The sequence below is a fragment of the Streptomyces sp. V3I8 genome, from assembly GCF_030817535.1.
Lineage (GTDB): Bacteria > Actinomycetota > Actinomycetes > Streptomycetales > Streptomycetaceae > Streptomyces.
Window position 1 is genome coordinate 8,167,916 of the sequence record NZ_JAUSZL010000002.1, and the last position, 22,402, is coordinate 8,190,317.

At 73.3% G+C, this 22,402-nt stretch carries 21 protein-coding genes; 10 read left to right on the plus strand and 11 right to left on the minus strand.

Features of this window, described 5'->3' with window-relative positions; genetic code table 11:
• Positions 1–131: 131 nt before the first annotated feature.
• On the plus strand, positions 132–845 hold the full coding sequence (locus QFZ75_RS36095) for a chaplin (RefSeq protein WP_307543640.1): 714 nt from the start codon (positions 132–134) through the stop codon (positions 843–845).
• Between the two features lie 167 nt (positions 846–1,012).
• Here QFZ75_RS36095 and QFZ75_RS36100 read toward each other — a convergent pair whose 3' ends face one another.
• The gene (locus QFZ75_RS36100) at positions 1,013–2,194 is read right to left on the minus strand and encodes an acyltransferase family protein (protein WP_307543641.1); all 1,182 of its coding nucleotides are present in this window, start codon (positions 2,192–2,194) and stop codon (positions 1,013–1,015) included.
• Positions 2,195–2,411: 217 nt separating this feature from the next.
• On the opposite strand from QFZ75_RS36100, the gene QFZ75_RS36105 reads away from it, so the two are divergent.
• On the plus strand, positions 2,412–3,191 hold the full coding sequence (locus tag QFZ75_RS36105) for a GNAT family N-acetyltransferase (protein ID WP_307543642.1): 780 nt from the start codon (positions 2,412–2,414) through the stop codon (positions 3,189–3,191).
• Positions 3,192–3,543: 352 nt separating this feature from the next.
• Here QFZ75_RS36105 and QFZ75_RS36110 read toward each other — a convergent pair whose 3' ends face one another.
• The 7 genes from QFZ75_RS36110 to QFZ75_RS36140 all read right to left on the minus strand — a co-directional run bounded on the left by QFZ75_RS36110 (position 3,544) and on the right by QFZ75_RS36140 (position 9,872).
• Positions 3,544–4,425: a GNAT family N-acetyltransferase gene (locus tag QFZ75_RS36110; RefSeq protein ID WP_307543643.1), complete on the minus strand. Its 882-nt coding sequence runs from the start codon at positions 4,423–4,425 to the stop codon at positions 3,544–3,546.
• A 192-nt stretch (positions 4,426–4,617) separates the two neighbouring features.
• Positions 4,618–5,184 (minus strand): GNAT family N-acetyltransferase, encoded by a 567-nt coding sequence (locus QFZ75_RS36115; protein WP_307543644.1) that lies wholly within the window; start codon positions 5,182–5,184, stop codon positions 4,618–4,620.
• Positions 5,185–5,236: 52 nt separating this feature from the next.
• Positions 5,237–6,472, minus strand: a complete 1,236-nt coding sequence (locus tag QFZ75_RS36120) for an aminoglycoside phosphotransferase family protein (RefSeq protein WP_307543645.1) — start codon at positions 6,470–6,472, stop codon at positions 5,237–5,239.
• A 166-nt stretch (positions 6,473–6,638) separates the two neighbouring features.
• Positions 6,639–7,079 (minus strand): SPW repeat protein, encoded by a 441-nt coding sequence (locus QFZ75_RS36125; protein ID WP_307543646.1) that lies wholly within the window; start codon positions 7,077–7,079, stop codon positions 6,639–6,641.
• A 260-nt stretch (positions 7,080–7,339) separates the two neighbouring features.
• On the minus strand, positions 7,340–8,104 hold the full coding sequence (locus tag QFZ75_RS36130) for an anti-sigma factor (protein ID WP_307543647.1): 765 nt from the start codon (positions 8,102–8,104) through the stop codon (positions 7,340–7,342).
• The gene (locus QFZ75_RS36135; RefSeq protein ID WP_307543648.1) at positions 8,101–8,685 is read right to left on the minus strand and encodes a sigma-70 family RNA polymerase sigma factor; all 585 of its coding nucleotides are present in this window, start codon (positions 8,683–8,685) and stop codon (positions 8,101–8,103) included. The genes QFZ75_RS36130 and QFZ75_RS36135 overlap by 4 nt, the downstream gene beginning before the upstream one ends.
• Before the next feature lie 485 nt (positions 8,686–9,170).
• Positions 9,171–9,872 carry a sigma-70 family RNA polymerase sigma factor gene (locus QFZ75_RS36140; protein ID WP_307543649.1) on the minus strand — a complete coding sequence of 234 codons (702 nt, stop codon included), beginning with the start codon at positions 9,870–9,872 and terminating at the stop codon, positions 9,171–9,173.
• A 274-nt stretch (positions 9,873–10,146) separates the two neighbouring features.
• On the opposite strand from QFZ75_RS36140, the gene QFZ75_RS36145 reads away from it, so the two are divergent.
• Positions 10,147–11,259 (plus strand): MerR family transcriptional regulator, encoded by a 1,113-nt coding sequence (locus tag QFZ75_RS36145; RefSeq protein ID WP_307545029.1) that lies wholly within the window; start codon positions 10,147–10,149, stop codon positions 11,257–11,259.
• A 49-nt stretch (positions 11,260–11,308) separates the two neighbouring features.
• Here QFZ75_RS36145 and QFZ75_RS36150 read toward each other — a convergent pair whose 3' ends face one another.
• Together QFZ75_RS36150 and QFZ75_RS36155 are read right to left on the minus strand one after the other, a co-directional pair.
• Positions 11,309–12,682, minus strand: coding sequence for a deoxyribodipyrimidine photo-lyase (locus tag QFZ75_RS36150; RefSeq protein ID WP_307543650.1), 1,374 nt, complete (start codon positions 12,680–12,682; stop codon positions 11,309–11,311).
• Positions 12,683–12,863: 181 nt separating this feature from the next.
• The gene (locus QFZ75_RS36155; RefSeq protein WP_307543651.1) at positions 12,864–14,393 is read right to left on the minus strand and encodes an SDR family oxidoreductase; all 1,530 of its coding nucleotides are present in this window, start codon (positions 14,391–14,393) and stop codon (positions 12,864–12,866) included.
• 210 nt (positions 14,394–14,603) lie between these two features.
• Here QFZ75_RS36155 and QFZ75_RS36160 point away from each other — a divergent pair, with 210 nt between their 5' ends.
• The 7 genes from QFZ75_RS36160 (at position 14,604) to QFZ75_RS36185 (ending at position 20,629) form a co-directional block, all read left to right on the plus strand.
• On the plus strand, positions 14,604–14,771 hold the full coding sequence (locus QFZ75_RS36160) for a hypothetical protein (RefSeq protein ID WP_307543652.1): 168 nt from the start codon (positions 14,604–14,606) through the stop codon (positions 14,769–14,771).
• 246 nt (positions 14,772–15,017) lie between these two features.
• On the plus strand, positions 15,018–15,095 hold the full coding sequence (locus QFZ75_RS41280) for a putative leader peptide (RefSeq protein ID WP_373466078.1): 78 nt from the start codon (positions 15,018–15,020) through the stop codon (positions 15,093–15,095).
• Positions 15,096–15,415: 320 nt separating this feature from the next.
• On the plus strand, positions 15,416–15,970 hold the full coding sequence (gene ssuE, locus QFZ75_RS36165) for an NADPH-dependent FMN reductase (RefSeq protein ID WP_307543653.1): 555 nt from the start codon (positions 15,416–15,418) through the stop codon (positions 15,968–15,970).
• A 55-nt stretch (positions 15,971–16,025) separates the two neighbouring features.
• Positions 16,026–17,171 carry an LLM class flavin-dependent oxidoreductase gene (locus QFZ75_RS36170; protein ID WP_307543654.1) on the plus strand — a complete coding sequence of 382 codons (1,146 nt, stop codon included), beginning with the start codon at positions 16,026–16,028 and terminating at the stop codon, positions 17,169–17,171.
• A gap of 162 nt (positions 17,172–17,333) precedes the next feature.
• Positions 17,334–18,068, plus strand: coding sequence for a DNA polymerase beta superfamily protein (locus tag QFZ75_RS36175; RefSeq protein ID WP_307543655.1), 735 nt, complete (start codon positions 17,334–17,336; stop codon positions 18,066–18,068).
• Positions 18,069–18,111: 43 nt separating this feature from the next.
• Complete coding sequence (locus tag QFZ75_RS36180) at positions 18,112–19,536, plus strand: aldehyde dehydrogenase family protein (protein WP_307543656.1); 1,425 nt, start codon at positions 18,112–18,114, stop codon at positions 19,534–19,536.
• Positions 19,537–19,741: 205 nt separating this feature from the next.
• Positions 19,742–20,629: a glycoside hydrolase family 19 protein gene (locus QFZ75_RS36185; RefSeq protein WP_307543657.1), complete on the plus strand. Its 888-nt coding sequence runs from the start codon at positions 19,742–19,744 to the stop codon at positions 20,627–20,629.
• Between the two features lie 75 nt (positions 20,630–20,704).
• Here the strand turns inward: QFZ75_RS36185 and QFZ75_RS36190 are convergent, their stop codons facing one another.
• Positions 20,705–22,363, minus strand: coding sequence for a catalase (locus QFZ75_RS36190; RefSeq protein ID WP_307543658.1), 1,659 nt, complete (start codon positions 22,361–22,363; stop codon positions 20,705–20,707).
• Positions 22,364–22,402 lie beyond the last annotated feature (39 nt).

Genomic DNA, 22,402 nt, shown 5'->3' on the forward strand with positions numbered 1-22,402 from the left:
CACCCGTTCGGCACCCAGGCCCGCGTCCCCCCGAAGGGGGGGAATGGCGGGCGGGCCATAACCTGCCTGGTGCGGCCGCGTTTAAACGGTGCGGGCGCCTGCCCGTGACACCGTCTGGAAGGCAGGGACCCATGAAACGGGTTGCCCGAAGTGGTTTGATCATCGCGGCCGCCGCCTCCGGCGCCGTGGGCGTGACGATGCCGGCGCACGCGGACTCCGCGGCCGACGGTGTCACGGCCAGGTCGCCCGGGGTGATCTCCGGCAACACCATTCAGCTCCCGGTGCACGTTCCGGTCAACGCGTGCGGGAACACCGTGAACGTGGTCGGGCTCCTCAACCCCGCCGCGGGCAACGGCTGCGCCGACGAGGGCGGCGACGGCGGAGCAGGCGGCCACCACGGCTCCGCGGGCGCGGTCGCCGACGGTGTCGAGAAGGAGTCACCGGGCCTGGTCTCCGGCAACGGTGTGCACCTGCCGGTACAGCTGCCGGTGAACGTCACCGGCAACTCGGTGAGTGTCGTCGGCATCGGCAACCCCTCGGTCGGCAACGAGTCCACGAACACCTCGGCGGACGGGCCGCGGCTCCCGGACACGCCGTCCGGCCCGAAGCCGGCCCAGCCGTCGCAGCGGCCCGCCGACCGGGCCGAGCCCGCCGACCCGGTGGAGGCCGAGGGATCGCGGATCGTGCCCCAGGGCGTCCCCAAGGCCGCCCTCGCCCGGACCGGTACGGACCTGATGGCCCCGGCGGCCGCCGCGAGTGCCGCGCTGATGCTGGGCGGAGTCGCGCTGTACCGCCGCTTCCGGCCCGCCGCCGTACAGGGGTCCGTCCGCCGGGACGGACACTGACCCGGATCCGCGGACGCGCACCGGACCGGGCCGTGGTCCTGCGCGGACCGTGGCAACGGGCGGTGTGCGGACCGTCGTCCTCCGTGGTGCGCTGAACCGGCGCGACGTGTGAGCGCCGCATCGGTTCCCAGCCGAGCGACACCTCCGAGGACGGAAGGCCCCACCGGTCACGACGACCGGTGGGGCCTCCGTGCACGAGCACCTTCCCCCTCCGGCCCGCCGCCGGCCTGCGCGGGAGCCTCGGGACGGACGAACATCCACTCCATGCGCGGCTCTACGACGAACCGGAACACCGAGCGGACCGGGCCGGAACACAGCACGGTGACGAGCCCCACGGCGGCCACGGTGACGACGAACAGCCCGAACGCGGTGTGCAGCCAGGGATGGTCGTACCAGTTCCAGAAACGGGACGACTTGATCACGAAGCCGTGCAGCAGATAGCCGTACATCGTCCCCGTACCCAGCGTCGTGCACCACAGGTGCCGTCCGGGCACCCAGGACAGGAAGCAGGCCGTCAGGACCAGCGCGAGGCAGAACAGCGCCGGGGTGGTGAACAGCCCCGCCCAGGCCGGTGCACCCTGGCCCGTGACGCTGCCCCGGTGGTAGAGCCAGCCGGCGCCGAACCAGGGCGCCACCGCGTACGCCGTGACCAGGGCCGCCGCGGCCACCGGCAGCGCGAGCAGCCGTACGCGCCAGGTCCGCAGCCGTTCGAAGTGCTCGGCGCGCAGCGTCAGTCCGAGCACGAAGAACGGCAGGAAGCCCAGGACCCGCTGGATCGAGATGTCCCCGCCCAGATCCGGAGAGACGGCGGCCAGCACCGCGAACCCCATGGCGACCGGCACCGGGTGGCGCAGCGTCAGCCAGATCGGTGTGGTCAGCCGCCAGATGAAGAGGGCGACCAGGAACCACATCACGTACCAGGGATCCAGCAGGCTCAGCGGGTAGCCGGGATCGTCCCGCGCCCACCGGTAGAACAGCGTGTACGCGGTCTCGAAGACCAGGTACGGCACGACGACGCTCGTCAGGAGCCGCCGCACCCGGCCCGGCGCCATGTCGAAGCTCCGCGAGAAGTAGCCGGAGACGAGGGCGAACGCGGGCATGTGGAAGGCGTACACGGTCAGGTACGCGGCGGTGGCGAACCGGCTCCCTTGGGTCAGCGGTTCCCAGGCGTGACCACAGGCCACCAGCACGATGGTGAGGTATTTCGCGTTGTCGAAGTACGGGTCCCGTCCGCCGGCCGACGGGCTGCCGCCCCGCGGTACCGGGACCGCCGGGAGCGCCGGGACCGCCGGGCGTTCCCGGGGCGCCGGGGGCGGCGGATGCGCGGGGGCTGACAGATCGTGCGACACCACATCTCCTGGCCTCGGCGGCGGTGGGTGATCCCCTCCGCCTGCCCCGTCCTGTACGGCTCAGTCGTGCCCCGCGTTCGCCGCCGCCGGCGGTTCCCCGCGGCCGGTCCTCCTGCGAACCCAGGCGACGGCCCCGGGGCGACGGCTCCGGGGTGCCGGTCCCGGGGTGATCCGAAACTCCGTTGCCGGGGCGGCCCGCGGATGCTGGAGTGACCCCATGGATCACGAAGCGGTGCTGGCCCTGTTCGACCGGGAGATGCGTGAGGGCGCGCAGCCCTACGGTCCCGATTCCGTCGTGGAGCGGGTCGGCGGGGTGGTCCGGCACGTCGGACCCGAGCACGGCTGGAACGGCGTCCTGTGGTCGGACCTGACGGAGTCCGACGCGGACGAGGTCATCGCCGAACAGGCGCGCCACTTCGCCCGGTCGGGCCACGAGTTCGAGTGGAAGCTGTACGGGCACGACCGGCCGGCCGACCTCGGAGAGCGGCTGCGGGCCGCCGGGTTCGCACCCGGGCCGACGGAGACCCTGATGATCGCCGAGACCGGCGCGCTGAGCCTGGACGCGGAGCCTCCGCGGGGCGTCGGGCTGCGGTCCGTCACCGACGCGGCGGGCGTCGACCTCGTGGTCGACGTGCACGAACAGGCCTTCGGCACGTCCGGCACCCGGCTGCGCAGCCAACTGCTCGCCCAACTGGACGAGCACCCGGACACCGTGGTCGTGGTCGTGGCCCTCGCCGACGGTGCCCCGGTCAGCTCTGCCCGGATGGAGCTCGTCCCCGGCACCCGGTTCGCCGGCCTGTGGGGCGGCGGCACCGTCGAGGCCTGGCGCGGCCGCGGCATCTACCGCGCCCTGGTCGCCCACCGCGCCCGTGTCGCCGCCGAGCGCGGCTACCGCTACCTCCAGGTGGACGCCTCCGACCAGAGCCGGCCCATCCTCCAGCGGCTCGGTTTCGCACCGCTCACCACGACGACGCCGTACGTCCGCCCGGCACCGTAGCCGGACGCCGGGGCCGGGCGCCGGGGCCCGGTGGCGGGAACTCGGAGGCCGGCCCGTCCCGGCCGCACGGTCGGTCCTCCGGTGAACACGGGCCGAATGCGGGCCGAACGGGCCGCCGCCGAGGGCCGGTTGGCCCCGCGTAGCGGCAACGCGTCCGTGGCATGCTCCAGGTGTTGGGTCACGTCGTCCCGGGATCGGCCTCCCGTGACGCCACGTCTCTCCCGCGCCGTGGGCACGGTCGAGGCCGCGGGCCCGCCGACGCCCCGGGGGGAGACGTGTCGGCGGGCCCGAAAACGTACTTCCCGCCCCCGCGTCCCACCCCCGTGCTCCGCACCGCGGTACGGACGCGGCCTCACAGGTCGAGCTGGTACTCCACCGCCTGGTGCGTGGGCAGGTAGCCGAGCGCGTCGTTGATGCCGCGCATGCGGGTGTTGCTGTCGGCCGTGTCGGTGAGCAGGCCCCCGAGCTCCGGGTGGCGCTCGCGGGCCCGGCGCACGGACTCCGCCTTCATCCACAGACCCAGCCCGTGCCCCCGGTGCTCGGGCAGCACGCCGGTCCCGTAGTGCCGGCCGTCGCCCCGGCCGTCGCCCGGTACGACCAGTTCGGAGAAACCGACGACCGACTCGTCCGCCGTGCGCACCACGGCGACGGTGTGCAGCAGTTCACCGCGCGCGGCGACGGCGTCGGCGGCGGCGCGCACCCGGTCCACGTCCCAGACGACCGTGCCGTAGTCGGTCCCCTCCATCGGCATGTCGTCCATGGCCCGCCGCGACGCGGCGAAGGACAGGGCCAGTTCGGGCGGCACCGTGCCCTCCCACCGGACCAACCGGTATCCCTCGTGCGGCTGCCGGACGATGTCGTCCATCCGTCGCAGGTCGGCGTCGGCCAGCGGCAGCCTGGCGTAGGTCAGCGCGAGGACCCGGCGGAAACCGCGGGCCGCCAGGAAACGGTCGCCGGACGAGCCGTCCTCGGCCTGCGCCAGGAGCGAGCGGCGGCCGTCGTCACGCGCCGCCGAGACCGCCGCCGCCAGCAGCCGGCTGCCGACGCCCTGCCGTCGTTCACAACGGTGCACGCCGAGCTCGAGTTCGGCGAGATGCCTCTGCCCCCGGCCGGTGAACAGCCGCAGGAAGGCGGATCCCGCCGGTATCCCCTCGTCGTCGGACGCGAGCCAGGCCGACCGGGTGCCCGAGGCGGTGGGTGCGGGATCGGTGAGCGCGGTGATGCGGTGGGGCAAGAGGTCTCCGTCACGGTCGGTGTGGACTTCGGGGAAGCCGCAGACGCTAGCCGCGCCGGAGAACACCCCGCAACACCATTACGTACGCTGATGATCAGGACCCGGCGCCGGGCAACTACGGCAGTACACCGACCGGTTGCCGGCCGGGCCGGACGGGACCGGGGCCGGCGGTACACGCGGGGCGCCGGCGGATCAGGGCGTGTGCGGGGTGCCGCTGAGGCTCCAGGTCCGTAACGTGGCCTCCCGGTTCCGTGACGTCCGGTGCACGGGCTCGTCGTCGGTGAGGGCGAAGCCGGCGGCCCGGGCGACGCCGGCACTGGCCGTATTGGCCTCCTCGATGCGCAGCACCACCCGCCGGGCGTCCGCGTGACGCACGGCGTAGGCGGCGAGCAGCCGGACCGCACGGGAGGCGAGACCCCGGCCGCGGTGGGCGGCGCCGACGCCGTACGCGATCTCGACGTCTCGCTCGTCGGTCCCGCTGCGGAACAGCAGCACCTCGCCCCGGGGCAGCACCGCGTCCGTGGTGATCGCGAACTGAGCCCTGCGCCCCTGGGCCCGCGCCTCCCGGGCGTCGGCGAGGTAGGCGAGGGCCGCCGGCCTGTCGAACGGCGAGGCCACCGGGGTCCAGCGGGCCATCTCGGGGTCCTCGTACAGGGCGATCAGCGAGTCCAGGTCGCCCTCGGACCATTCGCGCAGGTGAACTCCCTCTCCTTCGAGGCGCAGGTGCGTGGGCGGGATGAGCGTCGGCGGACTGTCCATGGGGTGATCCTGCACCGCGCGCGGACGTGCGGCCAAGGGCGCGTGGTCCCGCTCACCGCGCCGGGGCGCGCCCCGGGACGGCCAGGCACGGGTCGGGAGCGGCCGCGCGGCGCACCGCCTCGCGGACCGCCGACGCGGGATCACCCTGGTGATAGACCCGTTCGGACGGTTCGATGCCGTCCAGGAACTCCTGGTAACGCACCGCGGACGCGAGGGGCGCGAGCGGTTCGGCGACGACCAGGGCGCGGGCGGGATCGCTGCCCGGGACCCGTGCCCGCCACGCGTCGGCCCAGGCGCGGGCGGTGCTCGCGCGCACCGCCGCAGGGAGGAAGGAGCCGAGGCGCAGACCGTCGAGGACCGGGTTGCCCCAGTGTGCGTCGGCGAAGTCGACGACCACCGGCGGGCCGCCGTCGGCACGCCAGTTGCCCGGGTGGAAGTCGCCGTGCACGACCGTGTCCGGCAGTCCGCACTCCTCGAGCGACCGCCAGCGGTCGGCCAGCGCCCGTGCGAGGTCCAGTTCCCGGGCGGTGAGTTCGGCGCGGACGGGACCGTCGAGGAGTTCCGCCACGCGTTCGGCGAGGACGGCCGTCCGGCGGTCCGGCACGGAGGCGGGCCGTTCGCCCGGCCGCTCGGCGAGGGCCGCCTGCGCGGCGGCGAACCGCCGGGCACCCGAGGCGGCGGTCCGGGCCGACGCGCGCCAGCAGTCCTCGCCCGGAACGTGCTCCATCAGGACGTACCCGTCGGCGGAACCGAGGACGGTGGGCACCAGACCCGGGTCGATCCGGGCGAACGCGGCGATGACCTCCGCCTCGTCGGCGGCGAAGTGCGGGGTGGCCTTGAGCCAGACCGGTCCCCGGCCGGTGGGCAGCCGGAAGAGCCCGGCCAGGTTCCAGGTACGGCGCTGCTCCACCGGTCCGGTCACCGGCCGCCCCGCCGCGGCCAGGGTGCGCGTCGCCCCGTCGAGCAGCCCGTGCAGGCCGTCGGCGTCCGCCCACCGTGCCCGCAGCGGCTCGTCCCCGCTCAACGCCCCCGGATCCGCCGGAAGCCGGAGCGGTACGCGCGGACGCTCCAACGCCTGGACGTGGTAGGTCACATGACCGTCGCGTCCGTCCCCGCCGCCCTCCACGGACAGCAGGCGCAGCACCAGCACCTCCACGCCCAGGACCTTCCGCAGCCGCAGGACGACCGGCTCGACCTCGGCCCACCGCGGTACGTCGACGGGGAAGGGGCCGGCGACGCCGAGGAGGTCCTCGCCCGATGTCACCCACGCGCTGAAAGTACGGCTCACCGCGACAGTGTGGGCGCGGCGGACGGCGTACGGCCAGTGGATATCGCCGGGACCCGAGCCCCGGACGCCGGGACGGAAGAAGGTCCGGGACGCCCTCACCGACGCGTGTGCGAGCCGGCCCGTGGCGCTACGGGCCGGCCCGCGGCTCATCCGTGCGGGTGCCGCGCTACCTCTTCGACGTGTTCTTCGCCGAGGCGGTCAGACACACGAACCCGAGCATCAGGGTCAGGGCGCCGATGATGATGTTGTTGATCACGACGCCCGTGTCGGGGCTGCTGCCCACGATCCACGGCGCGATGATCATCCAGACGCCCATCGCGCACATGGCGCCGCTCAGGCCGTACATCCGCGCCGGGTTGGTGGTGAAGCCGAGAGCCAGCACGCAGATCGCGATGCCCACGATGAGGTTGTGCGTCATGAGGGCCGACTGGCTCGACGTGTAGTGCAGGATCCATGGGGAGGCGGCGCAGTACAGACCGAGCAGGAACACCGGTCCGTCCACGAGCGCCACATCGCGACCCCCGAGCATGCGGGCGTAGCGGTCCCGCATCTCCGGTACATCGGGGTGGGTGGCGATGTCCCCTCTGGTGTTCGAGACGTTGGCCATGATGTGACTCCTTTTTTGTCTCCGCTGTCTCCGCTGTCTCCGCAGACCCGACCGTGACGGTGCGGTGTACGGCGTCCGATACCTGTGTCCATTCTGCGCTTATTTTCCCTTTATGTGCACTCGTGGGGCGTGGGAGTTTCAGGGAGCGGCAACGGACGGAAACGGACGGGCACCGGAAGGGCCGCGTCGACCAGGACGGTTGTCCTTCGGGTGTGACGGCGGCCGGGGACGGAAGCAGCTGTCCGCGGGGGGCGGCACGGTCAGGCCGGGAACGTCATCAGGGCCAGCGGCGACGAGGTCGGCCGCGCGGAACCGCCCGCCGGCTCGACGGTGATGCCCATACCGGACGCCTTGTCCACCGTCCCCTCCAGGAGGACGGGCCCGGTCGTCCGGCCGGGATCCATCAGCCCGGCGGACCGCATGGTGCCCCCGTCGTCGAACCACAGCTGGTAGACCTTGCCGTTCGGCGGGCTCGCCATGCCGGAGGCGATGAAGACCGCCCTGTCGCGGCTCTTCGAGACGACGACCGTGCCGCGGGCCCCGTCCGCCAGTCCGGCGGTGCGGGTCCTGGCGTCCGGGGCGGCCAGCACCGCCGCGATCGCGTCCGTGCGCCGCTCGGACTGCCGCGCCTGCTCCTGGGCGTCCTCGGCCCGGTCGTACTGCCACACCGCCGTGCCGCCGAACGCGGCCACCCCGGCCAGGCAGGCGGCGAGCGCCCACCGCGACAGCCGGCGCGCGCGGCTGCCGCGGCCCGGGGACCGCAGCGGGGACCGCACCGGGGACGTGCCGCGCGGGCTCTCCTGGCGGACCGTCGCGATCCGCTGCATGACCTGGTCCTTGAGCGCGGCGGACGGGGTCGCGGACACCGCGAGCCCGAGCCGGGCCGCGGTCTCGCTCAGCTCGAGGGCCTCCTGGGCGCAGGCCTCGCAGTCGGCCGCATGGCGTTCGAACTCGACCCGTTCGTCCTCGGAGAGTGCGTGCAGTGCGTACGCGCCCGTCAGGGTGTGCAGGTCGACGGTGCTCATACGGCGGCCCCCAGGCAGTCACGCAGGCGGATGAGACCGTCGCGCAGCCGCGTCTTGACCGTGCCGAGCGGCAGGGCCAGCGACTCGGCCACCTCCCGGTAGGTCAGACCGCGGTAGTACGCCAGCGTGACGGACTGGCGCTGCAGCTCGGTGAGCGTGCGCAGACAGCGTCGGACTTGTTCGCGTTCCAACCGGGCTTCCACCTGTTCCGTCACCTCGTCGTACTCGGGGGCGTGGTCGAGCAGCGCCGCCCTGTGCTCACGTGCGGCCGAGGCCTCGACCGAGCGGACCCGGTCGACGGCGCGCTGGTGGGCGAGGGTGAGCACCCAGTTGATCACCGAGCCGCGGTCGTTCCGGTAGCGGGCGGCGGACCGCCACACCTCGACCAGTACTTCCTGGGTCACCTCCTCCGACTGGGCCCGGTCGCGCAGCACGCTGCGCACGACACCCAGGACGGGACCCACCACGGCGTCGTACAGCCGGGCGAAGGCCTGCTGGTCCCCGAGGGCGACACCGCCCATCAGGTCCTGCAGGTCCGGTTCGGCCGAGGGGTTCCTGCCGATGTGCACGGCTTCTTTCACGAGGGGGTCCTCCGGGGGCGGGCTTCGTACGGCTGGAATCCGTTGCCGGGAGGCAGGCGGATTGGTCACGGGCGGATCTCTCCTGCGCCTTCGCGCGCGAAGGCACCGCGCGGAGGGCGAGTCCGGGGCGCCGTCGGTGGTCCAGGACGGGGCCCCGGACCGCCCTGCCGGTCCGGGGGGCCGAACGCCGGACCGGCGCCCCTCCCGAAACAGCCGACTGCCCCGGGAGGGGGGTTCGAAAGGTGCCCGCACGGCTCTGCGGGTCCGCGGTCCGGAATTCCGGGCCCCTGAGCCCTTTCTCCTCCGTACTTCCGGCAGGACGCGCCGCCCGGATGCACCGGAGCGCCGCCGGTCCCGTCCGTGTCACCGCCACCGCCACCGCCACCGCCACCGGCGTCGGCGGTTGGAGGGGAGACGGCGGCGCATCGCTTCCGCATCGAACTGACGCGCGAGCCCGGTGTGTCCGTTCGCCCGGGCCGCCCGCTTCAGCCGTTCACCGCGTGGCGCAGGCCGTGCCGCAGCTGGTGCAGTCCGCGACGGGCGTGACTCTTGACCGTCCCCAGCGGCAGGCCGGTGCGCCGGGCGATCTGGGTCTGGGTGAGGTCCTCGTAGAAGGTGAGCCGCAGGACCTGCTGCTGGCCGGCGGGCAGCTTGGACATCTCGTGTCCCACGAGCACCCGGTCGAGGGCGGCCTCGGGCCGCCCGCTCGCGGGATCGGCGAGCAGCAGGACGGCCCCGGCCGAGGCGACCAGCTCGGCACGCCGGGTCCGGGCCGCCAGGGCGTCGGCGATCTTGCGTTTGGCGATGCCGATGATCCATCCGGCGATCGCGCCGCGCTCGGGCCGGTAGCCGTGACGGCCGCGCCACATGCCGAGGAACACCAGCTGGGTGACGTCCTCGGCCTCCCGTTCGTCGCCCAGCGCGCGCCGGGCGAGCGTGTACACCAGCGGCGACCACCTCGTGTGGGCGGCGGCCAGACAGGCCTCGTCCCCGCCGACGAGGCCACGGGCCAGCTCCTCGTCGCTGAGCGCATCCTCCGGCCTGGCCCGCGCGGACGCGGCCGGCGCCGTCCCGCGCTCCACGGACCGCTCCACGGGCCGCCGTACGAGCGGCCGTACGGGCGGGTGTACGGACATCTGTGCGGACCCCGGCGCGGGCGGGTGCCCGGCCATCGGTCGTCGGGTCATGGCTCACGGCTCCTCGCCTCGCACGGCTGCGTCCCGGCCGCGCGGGGGACGGCCGGGTGCGGCACCCGTCGGACCACGGCGGTGCGGTCCGGGGACGCCGGCCCGGGGCAACTCCCGTACAGCGCCCGGGTGACGCCATCGTGGGAGCGGAAAGGCCGAGGCATCAAACCGCGTCGATTCTGCGTCGTATAGTCGGCTCATGGACGAGCCGACGGGCGAGCCGGGTGGTCACCCGGAGCCCGACACGAACGAGGCCGCGGCGGTCGGTACGGGGATGACCACCGGGGGCCTGGCCCGGCGGCTGGGGGTGTCGCCGACCACACTGCGCTCGTGGGACCGCCGGTACGGACTGGGCCCCGCGGTCCGCGCCGACGGACGGCACCGGCGCTGGACGCCCCAGGACGTGGCGGTGCTGGAGGCGATGTGCCGGCTCACCTCGGCCGGGATCCCTCCCGGCGAGGCGGCCCGCGCCGCCAAGGCCGGTGACGCGGGCACGCGGGAGCGGTCCGCCTCCGGCGGGTCCCTCCGGGCCGCCCCGGGACGGCCGGCAGGCCACGGACCGCCCGCGGGGGACCATGAAAAGCCTGTCCCGGGCCAGGGAGGACCCGCGACCGGACACCGCGCGCCCGGAGTGCCGGACCGGCCGTCCGGCACCGGGCCCACCGCGGACGAGGGGCCGCCCGGCAGCGGCGGGCGCTCGCGGGCGGCGGGCACCCTGCCGCTGGGCGACGTGCGTCAGGAGTGCCGCGGACTGGCCAGGGCGGCCGTCCGGCTCGACGCCCCGGCCCTGGACGGCCAGCTGGCCGCCGCCGTCGAGCGGTACGGCCTCACCGTCGCCTGGCAGGAGGTGATGATGCCGACCCTGCACGCCGTCGGGCGCAAGTGGGCCTCGTCCGGCGACCGTTACGTCGAGGTCGAACACCTGTTGTCCTGGCACATATCCACCGCGCTGCGCCGGGTCACGCCGATGTCCCCCGCCGGCCCGCCGGACACCGCGCAGGGACCCGTGGTCCTGGCCTGCGTCCCGGGCGAGCAGCACACCCTGCCCCTGGAGGCGCTCAACGCCGGACTCGCGGAACGCTCCCTGCCCGCCAGGATGCTGGGCGCGGCGGTCCCGGCGGAGGCGCTCACCGCGGCGGTGCGCCGCCTGGGACCCGTGGCCGTCGTGCTGTGGGCACAGGCCCGGTCCACGGCGAGCCTCCCGCTGGCCCGGCACGTCGCCGCCACCCGGTGGGGGGTGCGGGGCGCCCGCAGACAGCCGGCGGTGGTGCTCGGCGGCCCCGGCTGGACGGGCCGTTCGGCCCAGGGCATGCTGCGGCCCCCGAGTCTCGACGAGGCGCTGTCCGTCCTCACCGCCCACTACGAGCAGGCCGTGCCGGGCCGGTAGCGGACCGGGTCGGTGGCGGTCAGGCCCCCGGGCCGGCCCGACGCACACCTCAGCCGAGGCTGCGCGCGTGCTTGAACCGCTCCAGCCGGTCGGCGAGTTCGACGACGGGACCGGGATAGTCGTAGGCGGCGCGCTCGGCTCCCCGCAGTCTCCACGGCTCGTGCACGTGAGCACGGGCGAGGCCCGCGAGCTCGGGCACCCAGCGCCGTACGTACGCGCCGTCGGCGTCGAACCGCTTGCCCTGCGCGACCGGGTTGAGGACCCGGTTGGGCCGGGTGTCGGTGCCCGTTCCCGCCGCCCACTGCCAGTTGAGCTGGTTGTTGGCGATGTCGCCGTCGACCAGCAGGTCCAGGAAGTGACGGGCACCCACGCGCCAGTCGACGTACAGCGTCTTCGTGAGGAAGCTCGCGGTCAGCAGGCGGCCCCGGTTGTGCATCCACCCCTCGTGCCGCAACTGCCGCATGGCCGCGTCGACGAGGGGATAACCGGTCAGCCCCGCCTTCCACGCCTCGATCTCCCGCGCCGCCGAATCCTCCGAGCGCCACAGGTCGTTGCGGGTGCGGTAGTCCCGTGCCGAGGAGGCGGGCCGCGCCGCCAGCACCTGGTGGTGGAAGTCCCGCCACGCCAGCTGCCGTACGAAGGCCTCGCCGCCGGGACCGCCCGCCCTGCGCGCCCGGTGGACGAGCTCGACGACGGACAGCGCGCCGAAGTGGATGTACGGGGAGAACCGCGAGGTGGCGTCCCCGGCCAGATCGTCGTGGCGCTCCTCGTACGCGCCGATGCCGCTCCGGAGCCAGGCCGCGAGCCGCTTCCTGCCCTCCCGCTCACCGCCCGTGGCGAGCCCTTCGGACAGGCCGGACAGTTCCGCGCGTTGGGGCAGCCGCTGCGAACCGACGCCCTCGGGCACGCGTACGGTCCGGGGCGCGCCCAGCACGGGACGCGGGCGGTGGCGCTCCCAGTGCCGGAAGTACGGCGTGAAGACGGAGAAGTGGTCCGACGCGGCCGGTGCGACCGCGCCAGGCGCCAGCACGGTGACGACCTCGTCGTGGACGTGCAGCCGGCGTCCGTCGGCCTCCAGCGCGGCCCGCAGCCGTTCCTCGCGGCGGTGGGCGTACGCGCTGACCCCGGCGGCCATGTGCACCTCGTCGGCGTCCGTCTCGGTGACCACCCCGCACACCTCGTCGACGAGGTCACCCGCGCGGTACACGAGCCGTCCGCCGCGCTCACGCAGACCCGTGTCCAGGTCCCGCAGGCAGTCGGCGAGGAACGCCAGCCGGTTCGGAGCGGCGAAGCCGGCCCGGTCGACGGCGCGGTCGCGCACGAAGAGGGGGACCACCGTGCGGGAGCCGTCGAGCGCGGCACACAGCGGCGGATGGTCGTGCAGGCGCAGATCGGACGTGAACAGGACGACCGAGACGTTCATGGCGGGACTCCGGAACTCCGGGGAGGGCAACGGCGGAACGGACGCGAGCGGCGGAGGCGACGGACGAAGGCACGCGGGAAGGGCTCCGCGGTGCCGCCGGTCATGCGGTACTTCCGCGCGGCGCCGCCCGGTGGATGCGCCCGGAGGCGTTCCCCGCCGCCCGCGGGGCGGTGACGGGACGTCAGCCGGCCGGTGTGCCCCGCGGTACCGCGGGGGGACCGGTCCTGGCGGCGGTGAGCGCGATGTTACGGGCCATGCCGCCGAAGACGACGGCGTGGAACGGCGACACGCTCCACCAGTAGGCGTGGCCGAGCAGACCGTGCGGGTGGAAGAGGGCCCGCTGCCGGTAGCGGACACTGCCGTCGTCACCGGTGTCGACGCACATCTCCAGCCACGCGAGGCCCGGCACCCGCATCTCGGCCCGCAGCCGCAGCAGCCGGCCCGGCTCGATCTCCTCGACGCGCCAGAAGTCGAGCGAGTCGCCGACCCTCAGCCGCGCGGCGTCCCGGCGCCCCCGGCGCAGGCCCACGCCGCCCATCAGCCGGTCCAGGACGCCGCGCGCGGCCCAGGCGAGGGGGAAGGAGTACCAGCCGTTCTCGCCGCCGATCCCCTCGATCACCCGCCACAGTGCCTCGGGCGAGGCGTCGACCGTACGTTCGCGCCGGTCCGTGTAGAGACTGCCGCCGGCCCAGTCGGGGTCCGTGGGCAGCGGGTCGCTGGGGGCGCCCGGCAGCGAGGCGGACGACCACCGGGTGGTGACCTGGGCCTCCCGGACGCGTTGCAGGGCGAGGCGTACCGACTCGTCGAAGGCGATCGGCCTGCCCTGCCGGTCGGGCACGTACCGGACGATGTCGTGCTCGTGGCAGACGACCTCGTGGCGCAGCGACTCGGTCAGCGGGCGGGCGATGGACTGCGGTACGGGCGTGATCAGGCCGACCCAGTGGCTGGAGAGCGTCGGCGTCAGGACGGGCACGGGCACGATGAGCCGCCGGGGCAGCCCGGCCACGGCCGCGTACCGCATCATCATCTGCCGGTACGTCAGGATGTCGGGACCGCCGATGTCGAAGGTCCTGTTGACGTCGTCCGGCATCCGCGCGCTGCACACGAGGGTGCGCAGGACGTCCCGCACCGCGATCGGCTGGACGCGCGTGTTCACCCAGTTGGGGGTGACCATCACGGGCAGCCGCTCGGTGAGGTAGCGCAGCATCTCGAAGGAGGCCGAACCCGAACCGATGATGACGGCCGCCCGCAGCACGGTCGTCGGGACACCGGAGTCCAGCAGGATGCGGCCCACCTCGGCCCGCGACCGCAGGTGCGGGGAGAGTTCCCTGTCGGGTACTCCGGCGGGTGTGAGCCCGCCCAGGTAGACGATCCGGCGTACGCCCGCCGCGCGGGCCTGCTCCCCGAAGATCCGCGCCGCCCTGCGGTCGGTCTCCTCGAAGCCCTTGCCCGTGCCGAGCGCGTGCACCAGGTAGTACGCGACGTCGATGTCCCGCATCGCCGGGGCGACCGACCCGGCGTCCGTCACGTCACCGCGCACCACCTCGGCGTCGCCCGCCCACGGATGGTCCCGGAGTGCGCCCGGGGAGCGCGCCAGGCAGCGCACGCGGTGTCCCCCGGCGAGGAGTTCCGGGACCAGACGGCCTCCGATGTACCCCGTCGCACCCGTCACCAGGCAGCGCAGCCCGGCTCCGGCGTCGTCACCGCTCATGATGTCCCGGCCCTCCTGTTCGGTCCCGTTCGGCGTCCTGCGTGTGGTCCCTTCCCCGCGGGGGAGCGGGACGGATGCGGCGTATGGGCCACATGGGTCAACCGGGACCGGACCGAGGCGACGGAGAGACGGGACACCCGTACATGCGCCTGCCGATCGGGGGCAGACGGACCTCTGGAGAGTCACCGGTCGGAACGGGAGGTCACCGTCATGGGTGCGAAGGTACTGGAGCAGTTTCCCGCGGGAGCTCCGCGTGGGTCGTGGCCCGCGGAGGAGTACGCGGCGCGTCGTCGTGCCGAGGGCGAACCGGCGGCGGTCGTGATGGATCTGGAGTCGGACGCCTTCCTCGTGGTGGTTCCGGGGCGCGACGACGACTGACCGCCCCTCCCCGGTGCCGCGGCCCGGCGCACGAAGGCCTCGGGCAGGCCGTGCGCGGCCCGCGGCACCGGGTCCGTCCTGCGGGCACCACCGTCGCGCCCGGCCCCTCGCAACGCCCGGCCGGCGCCGGCCTGTTCAAGGGCTGCCCTGCCGCACCTTCGCAGGATCCGCCGGTCCGGGATACGAGACCGGTCGGGTTCTCCTTGACGGTCCCGACCGGCGACTGTCACGATCGGGAACATGATGATGCGACTGGACCTCACGCGGCGACGCCATGTCGACCTCGCGCGCGTCTCCAGTGCCGTCTGTCGCCCCACGGCCTGATCCTCCGGATCCGCCGGCGTCCCACCGCCCTCCCCGTGCGATCGAGGCCGCTGTGAGAAGCGTTCCGCTGCCCTGAATTCGGCGATTCATCGCCCCTCGCGCATGCGGACCACCCGACCACACACGCACGAGCGCCCGCATCCGCCCGGCTTCCCGCACCACCCCGGGGCCGATCACTTCGGCCGCCGCGTGCCGCCCCTCGCACGTGAACCGGAAGCAGATCTCCCGGACAGCGCAGCCGGACCCATGACGGTCCACGCCCCGCCGCACACCCCGGCACGCCGTCCGCGAGGAGGCGCCCCCGTCCCGAAAGAGGTCCCATGGCCACCGTCCTGTCCGTCTCCGGCAGCCCCTCCGCCTCCTCCCGTACCAACCGCCTGCTGCGCCACCTCGACAAGCGGCTCACCGCACAGGGCCACGAGGTGGTCCCGCTCGACGTCCGCACGATCCCCGCCGAGGCCCTGCTCGGCGCCGACTTCCGGCACCCCGCGATCGTCGAGGCCACCGACCTCTTCGCACGGGCCGACGGTGTCGTCGTCGGCACACCCGTCTACAAGGCGGCGTACTCCGGTGTCCTCAAGGCGCTGCTCGACCTGCTCCCGCAGTACGCCCTCACCGGCAAGACCGTGCTGCCCCTGGCCACCGGCGGGAGCACGGCCCACGTGCTGGCCATCGACTACGCGCTGCGCCCGGTCCTCAGCTCCATGGGCGCCCGGCACATCGTCCAGGGCTGGTTCACCCTCGACCAGGACCTCACGGTCGGCGAGGACGGCCGCCTCACCGTGGCCCCCGCGGCCGGCGAGGCGCTGGCCCAGGTGCTCGACCAGTTCTCCGAGGCGCTGGGCCGCCGGCCGATCCTCGCCGCGGCGGGCTGACCGCACCCCCGGAACCACCCCGTACGCCCCCGCGCCCCGATCGGAGAACACAACCGTGTCCCTGACCTTCCACTGGTTCCTGCCCACCAACGGTGACAGCCGTGACGTCGTCGGGGGAGGCCACGGCACCGCGGTCACGGTGTCCGGCCGGGACCGGCCGCCGACGGTCGCCTACCTGAGCCAGATCGCCCGCGCGGCCGAGGACCTCGGCTTCGTCGGCGCGCTGACGCCCACCGGCGCCTGGTGCGAGGACGCCTGGCTGACCACCGCGATGATCAGCCAGAACACCGAGCGGCTGAAGTTCCTGGTCGCCTTCCGGCCCGGGTTCGTCTCACCGACGCTCGCCGCGCAGATGGCGTCCACCTTCCAGCGCCAGTCCGGCGGCCGGCTCCTCCTCAACGTCGTCACCGGCGGCGAGAGCCACGAGCAGCGCGCGTACGGCGACTTCCTCGACAAGGACGCCCGCTACCGCCGTACCGGCGAGTTCCTGGAGATCGTCCGGGGCCTGTGGCAGGGCGGAACCGTCGACCTGGACGGCGAGTTCCTCAAGGTCGAGGACGCCAGGCTGGCCCGGGTGCCCGATCCGGTTCCCGAGGTGTACTTCGGCGGGTCCTCGCCCATCGCCGGGGAGATCGCCGCGAAGCACGTGGACGCCTACCTCACCTGGGGCGAGCCACCCGCGCAGGTGGCCGAGAAGATCGCGTGGGTGCGTGGGCTCGCGGAGAAGGAGGGCCGCACCGTCCGGTTCGGCATCCGGCTGCACGTCATCACCCGCGACACCTCCGAGCAGGCCTGGACGGAGGCACGGCGGCTGCTGGCCGGCTTCGACCCGCAGACCGTCAGGTCCGTCCAGGCCGGGCTCGCCCGCAGCGAGTCCGAGGGCCAGCGGCGCATGCTCGCCCTGCACGGCGGCGGCAACAGCGACGGACTGGAGATCCACCCGAACCTCTGGGCCGGCATCGGCCTGGTGCGCGGTGGCGCGGGCACCGCTCTGGTCGGCAGCCACGACGAGGTCGCCGAGCGCGTCGCCGAGTACCACCGCCTCGGCATCGACGAGTTCGTGCTCTCCGGCTACCCGCACCTGGAGGAGGCGTACTGGTTCGGCGAGGGCGTCCTGCCCCGGCTCGCCGCGCAGGGCCTGTGGCGGCACCCGTTCGCCGCCCGGCCCGCCGCCGCGGCGCAGGTCCCGTTCGCGAGCTGACCCGCAGGAGCCGCCCGTACTCCCGTGTCCCGGACCCCTCTCCGCGTACCCGATGTCCCGTGCCTGCGGAAAACCGCTGTACGCGGCCGTCCCCCGGATGATGACCTTGTGCGGGCCGCCCGGCTCGCACGGGGCAGCGGGGCGGCGGGGGAGGGGACCGCCGTGACCACCGAGAACATCCTGCTGTCCGGCATCGTCGGGTCGACCGCGTACGGCCTGGCCCGCGCGGGTTCGGACGTGGACCGGCTCGGCATGTTCGCCGCGCCCACCGAGGACTTCCACGGTCTGCACGGCCCGAAGGAGTCGTACGTCACGACCAAGCCCGACAGCACGCTCCACGAGGCGGCCAAGTGGTGCAGGCTCGCCCTGCGCGGCAATCCGACCGTGGTCGAACTGGTCTGGCTGCCCGACGAGTTGTACGAGGTCCGCACCCCGCTCGGCGACGAGCTGATCGGCATCCGCACGACCCTGCTCTGCGCGAGACGGGTCCGCGACGCCTACCTCGGCTATGCCTCCCAGCAGTTCAAGCGCCTCCACGACCGCGTGGCCGGCCCTTCGTCCGCGGACGCGGCGGACTCCGCGGACACCCGCCGGCGGACCGCGAAGCACGCCCGGCACCTGCGGCGCCTGTGCCACCAGGGCTTCGAGCTGTACGCCACCGGCCGGCTGAACATCCGCGTCGAGGACCCGGACGAGTACCACCGCTTCGGCGAACGGGTGGCGGCCGACGCCATGGCCGCGCTGCCCCTGCTCAAGCACTACGAGACGGCCTTCGACGAGACCCGCAGCGCCCTGCCGGAACACCCCGACGAGGCTCCCGTCGAAGCATGGCTGCGCCGGGTCCGCGCCCACCACTGCACGCCCCTTACCGCTTCTCCCGCCGTCTCCTCCGGCTGAGCCCTCCGTGTGATCCGGTGCTCACGGACGGTGGCTCCGGCCCGTGCGGAATGCGGCGTGCCGTACATATGGTTGGTATATACATCGAGCCAGTCGCTCGACCCACCGAGCGCGGGCCCCGGCCCGCCCCGACCAGCGAGGCACCGTGAACCAGCCCACCCCCGAGCAGCCCGCCGACACCGTGGCCCGCCTGCGTGCCGCCTTCCGTTCCGGCCGTACCAGGCCCGTCGAGTGGCGCACCGGCCAGCTGGGCCGCCTGCGCGAGATGCTCACCACCGACGGCGCGGAACTCGCCGCGGCCCTCCACGCCGACCTGGGCAAGAGCTCCACGGAGGCCTACCGCACGGAGATCGACTTCGTCGTCCGGGAGATCGACCACACCCTCGAACACCTCGACGAGTGGCTGCGCCCCGAGCCCGCCCCCGTCCCTGCGCACCTCGGCGCCGACGCGACCGGGTGGACGCGGTACGACCCCCTCGGTGTCGTCCTGGTCATCGCCCCCTGGAACTATCCGGCGCAGCTCCTGCTGGCCCCGATGCTCGGCGCGCTCGCCGCGGGCAACGCGGTGGTCGTCAAGCCCAGCGAGCTGGCCCCGGCCACTTCCGCGGCGCTGGCCGCCCTGCTGCCCCGGTACCTCGACACCGGGGCCGTCGCCGTCGTCGAGGGCGGTGTCCCCGAGACCACGGCCCTGCTCGCCGAGCGTTTCGACCACATCTTCTACACCGGCAACGGGACGGTCGGGCGCATCGTGATGACCGCCGCGGCGAAGCACCTCACCCCGGTCACCCTGGAGCTCGGCGGCAAGTCCCCGGCCTTCGTCGACCGGGGCGCCGACCTGTCCGTCGTCGCCGGCCGGCTGGCGCGCGGCAAGTTCCTCAACGCCGGGCAGACCTGTGTCGCGCCCGACTACGTCCTGACCGACCCGCAGACCGCCCGCGCCCTGGAGCCCGCGCTGGCCGAGGCCGTCGAGACCCTGTACGGGGCCGACGCGTCGACCTCCGGCGAGTACGGCCGGATCGTCAACGAGCGGCACTTCGACCGGCTCAGCGGCCTGCTCGGCTCCGGCCGTGTCGTCGTCGGCGGCGCCACCGACCGCGCCACGAAGTACATCGCGCCCACCGTCCTGGCCGACGTCGACCCGGACGCGCCCGTCATGCGCGAGGAGATCTTCGGCCCGGTCCTGCCGATCGTGACCGTCCCCGGTCTCGACGAGGCCATCGAGTTCATCAACGACCGCGACAAGCCCCTCGCCCTCTACGCGTTCACCGGGTCGGACACCACCCGGGAGAGGCTCGCCGCCGAGACCTCGTCCGGCGGCCTGGGCCTCGGCCTGCCGCTCGCCCACCTCACCGTCTCCGACCTGCCCTTCGGCGGGGTGGGGGAGAGCGGCATGGGCAGCTACCACGGCCGCTACTCGATCGAGACGTTCAGCCACCGCAAGGCGGTGCTGGAGAAGCCGCTGGGCTGAGACCGGCCGAAGTGGCGCGGCCGCGGGGCGGGTTGACTGGTCTACACCCTTGACTGGTCCAGACCAAGGTGGTGGAGTGTGGCTCCACACCCCCCACCACGGCCGCCCCGTACGCCGCGGCCGGTGCCACCGGCACGTGCGTACAAGGCCGGCTCAGCGCTGCCCGAGTACGGGCGCGGCCGTGCTCCGTGAAGGAGTTGGTCCCGTGTCGAGACGCCGTCTCTCCGCGTTCGTCGCCGCGATCGTCCTCGGAACCGCCGCGCCGGTGCTCCTGCCGGCCTCGGGCGCGTCCGCCGCGACCTGTTCGAGCTACCCGAGCTGGGTGGCCGGCAAGTCCTACGTGACCGGGAACATCGTCCGGTACACCGATGGCAAGGCCTACATCGCCGAGCACGACAACCCGGGCTACGACCCCACCATCAGCACCTGGTTCTGGGAGCCGTACGCCTGTGACAACGGGCCGGCCAACCCCTCCGGGTTCGTCGTCAGCGAGGCGCAGTTCAACCAGATGTTCCCGGGCCGGAACTCGTTCTACAGCTACAGCGGCCTCAAGGCCGCGATGAGTGCCTACCCGGCCTTCGCGAACACCGGCAGCGACACGGTGAAGAAGCAGGAGGCGGCGGCCTTCCTCGCCAACGTCAACCACGAGACCGGCGGCCTGGTCCACATCGTCGAGCAGAACACCGCGAACTACCCGCACTACTGCGACTGGGGCCAGCCCTACGGCTGCCCGGCCGGCCAGTCCGCGTACTACGGCCGCGGGCCGATCCAGCTCAGCTGGAACTTCAACTACAAGGCGGCCGGCGACGCGCTCGGCATCGACCTCCTGAACAACCCCTGGCTCGTGCAGAACGACTCCGCCGTGGCCTGGAAGACGGGTCTTTGGTACTGGAACACGCAGTCCGGCCCCGGTTCCATGACCGGCCACAACGCGATGGTCAACGGCGCGGGCTTCGGCCAGACGATCCGCTCCATCAACGGTTCGCTGGAGTGCGACGGCAAGAACCCGGCCCAGGTGCAGAGCCGCGTGGACAGCTACCAGCGGTTCGTGCAGATCCTCGGCACGACGGCCGGCAACAACCTCTACTGCTGACGTCCTCCCGGACACGGCTCCGCGGCCGGCACGCGTGCCGGCCGCGGAGCCGCGGCACCGCTCGTCCCCGGACGCTCAGCGCGTGACCGTGTGCCGGGTGTCGGGCACACAGTGGGTCATGGTCAGCCCGGCGACGTCCCGGGGCGGGTTCTTCCCCAGGTTCGCGAGCCGCTCGCGGTCCTCCTCGGTCAGGTCCTGACTGGCCAGCGGCTTCAGACCGGCGACGTCCTCGGGCGTGATGCCGAGCCCCTCGCCGACCTTCAGGCCGAGCTCGTTCTCGACCAGCAGGAAGTGCCAGACCATCCGCTCCTGCACCGGCCGGTCGCACTGGGACAGCAGGTCGGTGAAGTTCTTCACCAGGTCCTCCTGCTCCCACTCCTCCATCAGCAGATAGCGCTGGCCCGCCTGCATGTAGTCGTTGGTGCGGGGGATGCGCTTGCGGGTGAGCCGGCCGTGGATCTCCGGGCCCTGCTCGTCGTGCGTGGGGTACTCGGCCTCCCGCAGGCCGCCGGTGATCGACGGCTCGTAGTTGACGATCGGGTTCTCGCCGCCGCCGTCCTGGTGGTAGGCCATCTGGCCGTCACGCTGGTTCGTACGGACGTTCGCGTTCTTGGCCTGGTTCACCGGGAGCTGGAGGTAGTTCGGGCCGACCCGGTAGCGCTGTGTGTCGCTGTAGGAGAAGGTCCGGCCGACCAGCATCTTGTCGTCGGAGAAGTCCAGGCCGTCGACCAGCACACCGGTGCCGAACGAGATCTGCTCGTTCTCCGCGAAGTAGTTCTCCGGCATCCGGTTCAGCACCATCCTGCCGACCGGCTTCGGCGGGAAGTCCTGCTCGGGCCAGGTCTTCGTGTCGTCCAGCGGGTCGAAGTCCAGCTCGGGGTGGTCGTGGTCGTCCATCACCTGGACCAGCAGTTCCCACTCCGGGTACTCGCCGCGCTCCACCGCCTCGTAGAGGTCCTTGGTGGCGTGGCCCAGCCCCTGGGCCTGGACGTTCGCCGCGTCCTCCTCGGTCATGCTGCGCACGCCCTGCTTGGGCATCCAGTGGAACTTGACCAGGTGCGTCACGCCCTCCTGGTTGACCCACTTGTACGTGTTGACGCCGAAGCCCTGCATGTGGCGGTAGTCGGCCGGGATCCCGCGCGGGCTGAAGAGGTTCACCAGCATGTGCATGGACTCCGGCGTCTGCGACATGAAGTCGAAGATGCGGCGCGGCTGCTGCTCGAAGGTGACCGGGTCGGGCTTCAGCGCGTGGATCACGTCCGGGAACTTGATCGCGTCCCGGATGAAGAACACACCCAGGTTGTTGCCGACCATGTCCCAGTTGCCGTTCTCGGTGTAGAACTTCACCGCGAAGCCGCGCGGGTCGCGCGCCGCCTCGGAGGAGTCCCGGCCGCCGATCACCGTGGAGAAGCGGACGGCGAGGTCGGTGCGCTTGCCGCGCTCGGCGAACAGCTTGGCCCGGGTGTAGCGGGCGATCGGCTCGTCGCCCCAGGCCCCGTACGCCTCGAAATAGCCGTACGCGGTCACCCCGCGGGCGTGCACGACGCGCTCCGGGATGCGCTCGCGGTCGAAATGGCTGATCTTCTCGAGGAACTGGTAGTTCTCCAGCGTGGCGGGGCCCCGGGCCCCCACGGTGCGCTGGTTCTGGTTGTCGTAGACCGGATGGCCCTGCCGGTTGGTGAGTACTTCCCGGTCGTCGCCCGGTTCGGGGCCCATGCTCGACACGTCCGTCACGGTTCTCCACTCCCTTGGTGTCGTACGAGAATTTCTAGC